The following is an 11,617-nucleotide window of genomic DNA, read 5'->3' as shown; positions in this document are numbered from 1 at the left end:
AAAACGCATTCATTAACGAGAATACGCAAAAGGGTATGCCACTAAATTAGTTCAGGCATTGTAACAGGGCTGACTCAACTCGTGTGGCAACAGCTGCCCAACTAAAATCTTTCGCACGTTCAAGACCTTTGCGACTCAAGGTTCGACATAGATTATCGTCATTGTTGAGCCGGATGATGGCGTGGGCAATGGCGTTGATATCTTTTGGGTCCACCAACATGGCAGCTCCACCTGCTATTTCGGGCAACGAGGTTGTCGTTGAAGTCATGACAGGGGTTCCGCAGGCCATGGACTCCACCACAGGCAGGCCAAATCCTTCGTAGAATGATGGAAATAACAATGCGCGAGCTTGTCGATAAAGCATCGCCAACATCACATCATTGACCTTCCCGGCAAAAAGGACACGCCCCTGAAGTCCCAGTTCATTCAGTGCCATATCAAGTTCAGGTGTTAAATGACCGGTGAATACCAATTTAACAGTGGGTGGCAGGTCCGCCTTTGCGAAGGCAGTGAGTAAACCTTTTTCATTTTTATGTGGGCGCCGGTTACTTACGCACAAAAAATAGGTAAAAAGCTCGCTATCTTCATTCAGAAGACTGACAAAACCATCAATATCCATGGGCGCCAAGTCTTTGCACTGCCCTTTTGGCGGCCGGACTCCATGATCTTGATCACCTTGTCTTTCAGGAGGGTCTGTTGGCGACAATGAGCTTCGCGACGAGGGTCTTTGAAACAATGCAGACTCAAACAGCGCCTTTACTATCCCTTTTTCATTCTTTTCTTCATGGGATGTAAATACTTCAGACACCCCGTTGCCGACATTCACGATACGTTCAGGGGGAACACCGCTCCATGCCAGTATTCTTTGACGCGAATATTCGGATACGGTTAATACCCGCATTGCGCGCCGGCACCCCCGCTTGATCACACTATTGTAGTAGAGAGATTTGAGGAAACTACGGCTTTCAGGGCGCTCAATATGATTGAGATCATGAAGTACAAAAATACTACGGGAAGCCCCAAACAGGGGAGCATTATAACCTGGGGAAAATAAACGACGATGCGGATGCATCAACAACCAGGCGGCACTTTTGATGGGGTCCAAGGGGCTACTGGGAGAGCCCTTTAATGACAATGGCGCGAGTCCGGAACAACGCAACTGAATCTCGCGTGCAAACCGGCCGATACCATGCTCCCCCACCCAACGGGCATCGTAGCCATAGGTATTCTTTGTTCCCAAGTCAGTATGAGCAATCGGCGGCACATGCGTTGAGGTATCAGACTTCATGGCATTCGGCCATTGGATGTATCTCTCTTGATTGGCAAGCTGACCTCTTGTCATAGGCAGTGCACATCAGTAGAGGATATTGGCTGCTAGTATTCCTCAAAGCGCACCCGCCATGGATAGCCAGTTGTAGGCATGAATATGCCCAAGGGAGTCAACACCCTTGGTCATAACACTTCACATAACACTTCAATCGTAAAAGCTCATGACCGTAAGCTGGGTATCATGACTGCTGCTCAACTACATTTTCGATCACGTGTTCACTAATACGGCCATTTCTCTCAGCCGGAATCAGTGGCAGTTGCTCAAGCAACAGCTCTGCACTTTGTCGCCAGGTCAACCAATGTACATCTTCGGGTTTCGGGTGTTCATTGCGCTGGTAAAGATCAATCCACTGCGTGATCGCCATCGCGATATCATTCGCTTCTAATCCGGAGAAGAAGAAAGCGCCATGTTGACCAATTTCCCTGAAAACAGGTATATCGCGCACAATCACAGGCAAATTACGCTGAGCCGCTTCAATCAATGGCAAACCAAATCCTTCACCATAGGAAGCAAAGATCAAGGCCGAGCACGCATCATACAGCTCAGTCAAAAGCTCATCGCTAACATCTTTTGGCCAGAAAAGGTGTTTGTTTATTTGTGGATGATGTCGAATACGGCGACACAGGCTATCTACCATCCAGCCAGGTTTACCCACAATAAATAAATTGGCCTGAACACCTTTCTGCCAAAGCAATTCGAAGGCATTCAATACCTGCTCATGCCCTTTGCGAGGTTCAATTGTACCTACCATCAGAAAACAGGGGATTTCCGTCACTTTACGAACCCATTGTTTCTGTTGATCAGACAATTCATCGGCGTCTTTTTCCCGGGGAATATCGGCCCCCAAATGAAAATTGAACACTTCCAACCCCGGATTTGGTTTCAGCGTTTCGGAATTCTCCTCAAGCCAAACACGTACCTCTTCGGCAACGCTGCCTGAAACACAAATCAGACGATCCGCATGTTCCGCCAATGACGTTAACCAGATGGGAAATACGCGGTTGATTCCCTCGGAAGACCATTCCGGGTGCCTCATGGGCATGATGTCATGAATCACGAAGCAGGCTTTGGTCCCTATGCTTCTGATACGGTCGAGTTCATTATTCAACTCGGGAAAGAAGTGTGCTGTCAGATCCGTTACCACCATGACATCATCTTTGGTGAAGAGAACAGGTTCGTCATCACCAAAGTGGGTACCGAAATTGGTATTCATGAAGTCATTGGCATAGCGGTAACATTCGCCCGAGCGATAATACACCGCAGCGATCTGATACCCGGGAACATCAATTTTCAGCAACTCACGCAAAATATTGCGAGATACACGCTGTATACCGGTCTTTGCGTCGTGTTCCTTAAGGATGGACACATCCACCAACAGTTTCCGATTTTGTTTACGGAAAGTATTACGTGCCAACGACCATGCCATTTCGAGCATCGGTGCATCATCAAACGAAGAAATATTCCGAATGGTATTTATTTGCTCATTGATATATTGATCAATATCCATGGGCGATTGGACACGTTCAGCATTCACCTTTTCGAACACGGACATGGCTGTGCTCGCTGTCTTTTCCCAGGAGAAATTTTTGGCCTGTTCAAAGGCATGTGCTTTCAGCCGAGCATGAAAGTCCTGATCCATTAAGCTTTTTTTCAAAACACGCGCGATATCATTGACATCGTAAGGGTCGAAGGTCGCTTCATCCCAACCAATCACGTAAGGCAAACTGGTCACGTTGGATGTAATCGTAGGCGCACCACACTGCATAGCCTCAAGAACGGGCAAACCAAATCCTTCATGAAGAGAAGGAAATACAAACAACGAACATAGATTGTAAAGCGCGATCAGGTCGTCATCAGGAAGGTATCCTGTAAAGATCAAACGATCAGGCGACAACCCATGTTGTTTAGCCAGACCCTGCAAACGCTCAACATCCTCCGGATATATACGGTAAGCAAAAACCAGGGGATAGCTTTTTTGCACTGCTTTGGGCAGCTTGCTATAGGCTTCAATCAATGCTTCTACATTCTTGCGAGGCTCAATCATCGCAAGAGAAAGCACATATTTTTTGGGTAGCTTATGGCGCTTTCTGAATGCCTTGATGTAGGCGTCAGAATAGTTGATCTTCTTGAATTCATGGCCTGCAGCGGATGAAATGTCCACTACGCGCTCTTCAGGCAGGTGGGTGTTGGCCAGCACTTCACCCACAGTGGAAATCGAGGTTGCGACAACCGCATCTGCACGCTCAAACTCTTCCAGTTTGCGCATGTAGAAATCATTGAAAAGCGGCTCACTCAAATAGCGCTGCTTATTGAGCAAAGGGATAAGATCGTGACAAACACAGACGGTCTTCCATGGCATTTCAACATCTGGAATCGACACTGTGTAATCGTCTACATATCCTTCAAACAGGTTGGTAATAAAAACGATATCGGGTCGAATATTGGCAATGGCAATCGCCCTCTGCGCTTCTGCCGCTTTATCGCGATCATGATTTTCTTCAACACAATAAGCGGTAGGTGCCAAAGCAGAAAAAACATACATGTCTTCCTGAACCAGCACATCGCTGAAGAGGCTTCTCACCTCATTGATATTATTTACCGGATACATGCCATTGAGTAATACGCTAACTCTGTACCCTTTGCTCTGCGCCAGCCGGATAATCGCGTGGCTCATTTCGAGCGTACTGCGCCCCACTCCACGAATACGGCTATCCGATTGGCATCCCTGAAGATCAATAAGAATGTGCACTTCAGATCCTCATCCCTTGTTTTTTAAATAATTGAAAATATCACGTACTTCGTTCGGCAAGTAATCAGGATGATCAAGTTGTATTTGTAATGTATTGATCTGATGTTCAGCCATGCTCACAGGCTCGTTTTGCTGAGATTTGTAAAGTTTCCAATACACTTTCTCAGCCAAAGCGAATAACCCAATGCGTTGCAGCATGCTTTTGAACCACTCCTTGATACGCGGGTGGTAACGCAAGAACTCAATAATTCGTCGCAGGATTTTTTTGATCAAGGCTTTAACACGCTTAACAATACCTTCATGCTTCAGTTTCCTTAACTGATTACCCACATATCGACATCCTCGGGTTATCTTCCAGGAGCGACTATTATGCAGAATGTCGAGCTCGCTTCTGAAGTGATGATTTTCATCAACCAGACGTTGAATTTCAGCATGTGCCTCATCCAATTCCTGAGTGCGTCCATGTAACGCCTGCTGAAGTTCTGCACGTTCTTCATCCGGTGTTTTGGGGATGACTATCTCTTCATCTTGGGTCAGCTTATCGACACGTTCGGTCAGACTACGTGATAGATCAAGATGCTCATTGTGTCGTGATTGCAATAGCGCCACTTCTTCCATCAGATGGGTAAAACGCCGCTCCAAACGATCATGTTTCCGTGTTGTCGCTATCTGCTGTTCCATCAATGAAGATTGCTGTTCCTCATGATCCAAAGAACGGTGCAGCAAGTGCGCTTGCTGATGGGTGACATCCAGCAGTATGGATTGGCTCTGTAGAATAATTTCTTCCTGCGCGCTCAACCACTGCTCGACCGCCGTCATCCCATGGGAAGCATCAGGCAAGGCATCACGTTGCTCGTAGAGTGTCTCTAAAAGTTGATAGCTCCACTCCTCGACGGGTGTTTTCCAAACCGCATAGAGCCAATTACGGATTGCTGCAGGCAAGTTAAATGGATTGATGGGAGCCGAGCGACGTAACCCATTAAAGTAACTTTGAATGCCATAAAGTTCATTCACGAATACCATGAATGAAAGTATTAGATTTTTAGGCCAGTCACAGTCAATCCGCTGAGGAGAAATCGAACCCAGGTCAATCAGACGACAGGCTTCATCCTTGAACACCATGACATTCCATGGCCGAACATCATCATGGTAAAGGCCATTTTTTTCCAACAGAACAAGCTGTTTCAACAGATTGCCCAGAATAATTTCTCTGTTAATAGAGACATGACGGGCTATCAAATCACTTAATAGTTCACCACTAAATGATTCAACAATAAGCCATTGGAGAACATCGTCCGTGCCATAAGCAATCAGCTCGGGAACGTCAAAATGCTCCGGCGGCGCTGAAAGAAAATCATACTCTTGCTGAAGCTCACGCGTGTTACGTTCACGATCACCTTTAAGCTGTTGACCGGTGACGAGTGCCTCGTTAAATACCTTGGCGAAAAAATGCTCCCCCCAGTAATAACGGCGTGACCCATGATGGGCATTACCCGCCCCACGATAGGGCTGAGAAGCCCATGACTTGAATTCGCCCGTGAAGTTTTCAAGCAACAAAAGGTGGTTACTGACAATGTAAAGAGGGCGCGAAATTTCCGACAAATGCGTCGGAAACTGCTCCAGCACACGATAAAACGCGCAACTTGCAATGAGCTCACTGGGGTCTTCAGGTAACGAGACTGACCAATATAAAGGCTCTTCCTTGACGGCCAGCTCGAGAATTAACGCACTGGTAACAGTCGCCAGGCGATCAATCCATTCACGCGTTTTGGCAAGCCCATGCATGTGAACGATATGGTGGAAAACACTCAACCCAATCGCCAGGTCGAATTCACCTTCTTCCAACACCGTTATGACTTCTTCGATTTTCCCTTCTCTGAATTGAATGGAAAACCCCGGATTTTCATCTGCCAATGCCTGACAAACGGCAATATTTTGCGGCAGAAAATCAATACCGGTGACATGTGCTCCCTGTGCCGCAAGGCTAAGACTGAAAAAGCCTTGTGCGCACCCCAGATCCAAAACCCGTAAAGGGCGACCCAGTTGGTGAGACAACACACTGTACTGATGCTCGATCAGTCCTAGACGTTCATTGCAGTCACGTGAAGCATTCGTATCCCATTCAGGATGGCCATAGATGGTTTGGTAAACTTCTGGCAAGTCGGCGACTTTCTGTTCAAGAAGAGTAGTCATTCATTCACTTTATTGATTATCAATGACTGGTGGTGAATGTAGATTTAAGATCTACAATCCCCCAGAAGCCCATGGGCTTATTAACGTGCAAGATAACGGAATCATAGCGTCTATCTAAAGGAGTCAGCTCCGCATGCGGGTTCCCGGCTGAAATTCCAAAGGAGAGAAGATAATCGCCACTGTTCAGATCCAACGGAAAGCTGAAACGGAATACTTTGACGTCGTCTCGTGAGACAGCAATATGCTCCTTGCCGTCCGACGCTAAAAAGGAGTTTGTACCATAAAGGAAGAGGCCATCAAGCGCCTTGATCAAGATTCCCGGCACTACGCTGTCAAAATCATAATCAAACTTGACCTTGACCTCAAAGTTGACGACTTCATTGGCTTCGATGGTTGAAGGAAACTCTTCCCCACCACACTCAATCCGGTAATCGACAATGCGTGCTCCACCCTGCCCCCAGCGGTACTCTTCAGGGCGATAACCGGGGCGTGTGTCATAGACATCCTTGCTGGAGGCGATCGACATGCCTGTTGCCGTCTGCGCAGAAGATGACTCGGATTCAGAATCATCCTCTTCTGTATCCCGATTAACGGTACCGGACTTGCCAAACAGCTCGTCCATATAGAGGTTGGTCACATCTCTGGCCGGACCATCCATTTCGATGGCACCATCCTTGAGAAATATTGCCCTGTCACACTGGCGTACCACGTCACCGGCACTGTGAGACACCAACAGCAATGTAGTACCCTGCTCCTTGTACTCGGCAATACGTGCATAACATTTTGCCTGAAAACGGGAGTCCCCAACTGACAGCGCTTCATCCACGATCAAAATATCAGGCCGTGATGATGTAGCGACTGCAAATGCCAAACGCATTTGCATACCACTGGAGTAAACACGTACCGGCTCATCAATGTAATGACCGATGTCTGCAAATTCCTCGATTTTGGGCATGAGTCGTTCCATCTCTTCACGACTGAACCCCATCATCAAACCTGACATCAAGACGTTCTGTCGTCCTGAAAATTCAGGATCGAAGCCCATTCCCAACTCAAGAATGGCAGCAACACGCCCATGAATGTGGATACTACCCTCGGTAGGTTGGGTAGTCCCCGTCAGTAGCTTGAGCAACGTACTTTTACCCGCGCCGTTAACCCCAACAATACCGATGGACTCGCCTGGTTCAACACTAAAATTGATGTGGCGAAGCACCCAATGCTTGGAGTGATAATCAGCATTTTTATTAAGGCTTAGTTTTTCAAGCAGGCGTTTCCATTTGGACGAGTAATGCTTGTAAGCCTTTCCTACATTTTTGACTTCAATAATCATTACTAAATCTCGTCCACAATATCAGCAGAATGTTTCTTGAACAGATGCCAACCGAATGCCACCAGAACAAGTGAAATAATGGCGATAATACCGAGTGCTTTCCAGTCAGGAGACTGATGATAGAGCATGATGACCTGATAGCTGTGAACGATCACCGCCATCGGGTTATAGTTCAGTAAGGGAGCGACACTGGCAGGTAACGTCTTCACCACATAAACGATGGGGGTAAACCAAAACCAGAATTGCAGAAGAATCGTAACGAATTGCCCGATATCCCGCACGAAGACATTCAACACACCCAAAATAATGCCTAATCCGAGCGTAAACACAATCTGAATAGCCAGTACCGGGATGATCGTGAGGAAGACCCAGCCGGGGAAATTATGGGTAAAGATCAAAAAGATCAAATATAACGCGAAAATGATCAGGAAATTGATAATGGCCGAGGCCGTCACAATAATAGGCAGACAAATGCGAGGGAATGCCAGTTTTTTAAGTACATTGGCGTTTGCCAGAAAGATGTTAACCAGATTGGAAAGCATCTCAGTGAAAAGCCCCCAGGTCAAAACCCCGGCACAAAGATAAATACTATATGCAAAGGGGCCTTCCATACCGGCCAAGCGGTTTCGCATCAACTCAGAAAAAACAACGGTATAGACCAGAATCATGGCCAGGGGCTGTAATACCAGCCAAATGGCTCCTAGAAAACTTGTCTGATAGCGTGATTGAAAATCACGTTTGACACTATCAATGATAAATCCACGGTAACGATAGACCGATGACAACATACCATTCATTACAACGACTCCTCTCGCAACAAGGCGAGGAGTTCTCGAGTTTTTTCCTGCATCAGCGCTGTATCGCCTCTTGATTCAACATTCAGGCGTACGACCGGCTCCGTATTTGAACTTCTCAGATTGAAACGCCATTCAGGGTACTCAATGCTGATACCATCCACCGTATCCACATTGATGGCATCCTGCTCATAAGCCGCACGCACACGCGCAATAGCCGCGGAAGCATCGTTGAGAGTGCTGTTGATTTCTCCCGAAGCAGGAAATGCAGCCTGACGATCCTCAACCATCGCTTTAAGCGACTGATTGTTCAGACACAATAATTCTGTTACCAGTAACCACGGGATCATGCCACTATCGCAATAGGCAAAGTCACGGAAGTAGTGATGCGCGCTCATTTCTCCACCGTAAACAGCATCTTCTTTCCGCATTCGCTCTTTGATGAAGGCATGACCGGTTTTGGAGAGAATGGGCTCCCCCCCGGCAGTTTTGACCACATCCACGGTATTCCAGGTCAGGCGTGGATCATGAATAATTTTGGCACCGGGGTCCTTCTTCAGGAAAGCTTCTGCCAAAAGCCCTACGATGTAATATCCTTCAATAAACTGCCCATCATTATCAAAAAGGAAGCACCGGTCAAAATCGCCATCAAAAGCGATCCCCATATCGGCTTTATGTTTGATAACCGCATCCGCCGTGTCCTGACGACACTCAGGCAGCAAAGGGTTGGGAATACCATGCGGGAAGGAACCATCAGGCTGATTGTGTACCTTGATGAAAGTTACAGGCGCATTGGCAGCAGCAAAGCGCTTCTCGATTTCGTCAATCACAGGCCCTGCAGCACCATTGCCTGAATTCACCACCAGTTTCAACGGGCGATCAATATTATCAAGAGAGATATAGCCCATCAGATGATCGACGTATTCTTTCAGTACGGACGTTTTGCGATACTGCCCGCGTTGATCTGCGCTCACTTCGGCGAACGTTGAATCCTCGGCAAGACGTTGAATATCACGCAACCCGGTATCACCACTGATAGGACGCGACCCTTTCGTGACCAGCTTCATACCGTTGTAATTCATGGGATTATGGCTGGCGGTCACTTCTATCCCGCCATCAACATCCAAGTATGAGGTGGCGAAGTAAATTTCTTCTGTACCGGTCAAACCAAGATCCAATACATCACTTCCCGCATCCAACAGACCGTTCGCCAATGCCTTCTTAAGCGATTCACTGGTTTCCCGAACATCCCCACCGACGACTATCGTGCGAGGTTTCAGAAACTCTCCATAAGCACGACCAATACGATAGGCGATATTTTCGTTCAGTTCAGGGCCCAGTTCGCCCCGAATATCGTATGCCTTGAAACACTTGAGCTGTGGCATGGTTTAAAACTTACCCTTGGATAACGGTTGAATGCACGGAAGCCTGCTTCCAGCCCCTGGTGGCGAGAAAATGCCATCAGGAACGTTGAGAAAACAGGCTTTGATAATCATATATTGAATGGATGCCGACACTTTACGTATTGCCGATTCACAAGAAATTGAAGCGGGCAAAAGGCGTCAGCCCCTGAACAGCCAGCAGTAAATGACTCATCGATGCACCCTTTGGCTATCGTTGGACTTTGCTGTTTGTCGACCCGTTAGAGGTACGAATCAAGCTTTATTGCCAAAGGGAAGATCACGGCATGTTACCCGCGACCGTAGATATCTTCGAAACGGACAATATCATCCTCACCCAGATACGCACCAGACTGTACTTCAATCAACTCGAGCGGAATTTTACCCGGATTTGCCATGAAGTGAGTAGAGCCAAGAGGAATATAAACCGACTGATTTTCCGCTACCAAACGTTCTTCACCGTCAATACCCACGAGGGCCGTACCGGAAACAACAACCCAATGCTCGGAACGATGATGGTGCATCTGTACCGACAACTTCTGTCCCGGTGCAACCGTAATGCGTTTCACCTGATAACGAGCAGACATGTCAATAGAATCGTACTTGCCCCAGGGGCGATAAACTTCGCGATGATTATCTTTTTCAGCACGGCCTGTCCTGGACAGATGCTCTACCAGTTGTTTGACTTCCTGGTCACGATCCTTATGCGCCACCATGACTGCATCTTTTGTTTCCACGATCACCAGATCATCCACACCCACGGTGGCAACCAATCGATGGGTAGAATAAGCCAATGTATTATGCGTATTCTGACTGATGACATCACCATTGAGGACATTATGGTTTTCATCTTTCGGACTGATGTCCCACAGTGATGACCACGAACCAATATCACTCCACCCCGCCTGCATGGCGACAACATCGACATTGGATGCTTTTTCCATGATGGCGTAGTCAATGGAATCACTCGGGCTGGAGGCAAAGGCTTCTTTATCGACTCGGATGAAGTCCAGATCGTGGGAAGAACCTTCCATTGCTTTTTCGCTGGCGGAAAGGATATCGGGTGCATGCTGCGCCAATGCATCCAGATAGGCATCTGCACGCATCAGGAACATGCCACTGTTCCAGAGGTATTCACCGCTATCAAGATACTCCTGGGCTGTTTCGGCATCAGGTTTTTCGACAAAACGTTCCACCTTGAAGCCTTCACCGGTGGGTGCGCCCCGCTGGATGTAACCATACCCGGTTTCAGGGCGACTGGGGACGATCCCAAAGGTGACCAACTGCCCAGCACTGGCCAACGGTTGCGCTTTTTGAACAGCTTCGTGAAAGGCTTCTTTCTGCTTGATCGCATGATCCGCTGCAAGCACAAGGATCAGAACATCCTTTTTACCTTCATTCCTGATCGCTTGTAGCGCACCCAACGCAATGGCTGGCGCGGTATTGCGCCCTACTGGTTCAAGAATAAGCGACGCCCCCTTGATATGGGCCTGCCGTACCTGTTCAGCAGCAAGAAAGCGGTGCTCTTCATTACAGATAATGACCGGGTCAAGAACGTTAAGGCCTTCAAGACGCTGAATCGTCTGCTGGAGCAAGCTACCTTCACCCAGCAGCTCAAGAAACTGCTTGGGTCTGAGGCTGCGGGAAAGAGGCCACAGGCGAGACCCACTGCCACCAGCCATAACTACAGGAACGATAACGGAATCAGCCGCCATGAAACAATCCTTATATAAAACGCCTTTGTGATAATCACTTCGGAAAATGCTGTTTTTATCAAAGGCCTGCAAAGACTACATGAATGATAATGATCACCAAGATAAT

At 47.6% G+C, this 11,617-nt stretch carries 7 protein-coding genes; all 7 read right to left on the bottom strand.

Features of this window, described 5'->3' with window-relative positions:
* Positions 1-46 precede the first annotated feature (46 nt).
* On the bottom strand, positions 47-1,342 hold the full coding sequence (locus tag LMG33818_RS05335) for a glycosyltransferase family 4 protein (protein ID WP_442322334.1): 1,296 nt from the start codon (positions 1,340-1,342) through the stop codon (positions 47-49).
* 166 nt (positions 1,343-1,508) lie between these two features.
* Positions 1,509-4,079: a glycosyltransferase family 4 protein gene (locus LMG33818_RS05330; RefSeq protein ID WP_442322333.1), complete on the bottom strand. Its 2,571-nt coding sequence runs from the start codon at positions 4,077-4,079 to the stop codon at positions 1,509-1,511.
* A 9-nt stretch (positions 4,080-4,088) separates the two neighbouring features.
* Entirely contained in the window at positions 4,089-6,272 is a 2,184-nt protein-coding gene (locus LMG33818_RS05325; RefSeq protein ID WP_442322332.1) for a class I SAM-dependent methyltransferase, read from the bottom strand.
* Positions 6,273-6,291: 19 nt separating this feature from the next.
* Positions 6,292-7,602, bottom strand: a complete 1,311-nt coding sequence (locus tag LMG33818_RS05320) for an ABC transporter ATP-binding protein (protein WP_442322331.1) — start codon at positions 7,600-7,602, stop codon at positions 6,292-6,294.
* A gap of 2 nt (positions 7,603-7,604) precedes the next feature.
* The gene (locus LMG33818_RS05315; protein WP_442322330.1) at positions 7,605-8,399 is read right to left on the bottom strand and encodes an ABC transporter permease; all 795 of its coding nucleotides are present in this window, start codon (positions 8,397-8,399) and stop codon (positions 7,605-7,607) included.
* Positions 8,399-9,781 carry a phosphomannomutase CpsG gene (cpsG, locus tag LMG33818_RS05310; RefSeq protein ID WP_442322329.1) on the bottom strand — a complete coding sequence of 461 codons (1,383 nt, stop codon included), beginning with the start codon at positions 9,779-9,781 and terminating at the stop codon, positions 8,399-8,401. Before cpsG ends, LMG33818_RS05315 begins: the two co-directional genes overlap by 1 nt.
* Positions 9,782-10,086: 305 nt before the next feature.
* Complete coding sequence (locus tag LMG33818_RS05305; protein ID WP_442322328.1) at positions 10,087-11,511, bottom strand: mannose-1-phosphate guanylyltransferase/mannose-6-phosphate isomerase; 1,425 nt, start codon at positions 11,509-11,511, stop codon at positions 10,087-10,089.
* Between the last annotated feature and the right edge of the window lie 106 nt (positions 11,512-11,617).

Source organism: Cernens ardua, from assembly GCF_051251085.1.
Taxonomy (GTDB): Bacteria; Pseudomonadota; Gammaproteobacteria; order Pseudomonadales; family Halomonadaceae; genus Cernens; species Cernens ardua.
The sequence above is the reverse complement of the archived record's forward strand: the minus strand, read 5'-3'. Positions and strand labels throughout refer to the sequence as shown.

Bases quoted from the DNA above. Each gene is read 5' to 3' on its own strand.
- LMG33818_RS05335 (WP_442322334.1), bottom strand. From the start codon at position 1,342: ATGACAAGAGGTCAGCTTGCCAATCAAGAGAGATACATCCAATGGCCG.
- LMG33818_RS05325 (WP_442322332.1), bottom strand. From the start codon at position 6,272: ATGACTACTCTTCTTGAACAGAAAGTCGCCGACTTGCCAGAAGTTTAC.
- LMG33818_RS05320 (WP_442322331.1), bottom strand. From the start codon at position 7,602: ATGATTATTGAAGTCAAAAATGTAGGAAAGGCTTACAAGCATTACTCG.
- LMG33818_RS05315 (WP_442322330.1), bottom strand. From the start codon at position 8,399: ATGAATGGTATGTTGTCATCGGTCTATCGTTACCGTGGATTTATCATT.
- cpsG (WP_442322329.1), bottom strand. From the start codon at position 9,781: ATGCCACAGCTCAAGTGTTTCAAGGCATACGATATTCGGGGCGAACTG.
- LMG33818_RS05305 (WP_442322328.1), bottom strand. From the start codon at position 11,511: ATGGCGGCTGATTCCGTTATCGTTCCTGTAGTTATGGCTGGTGGCAGT.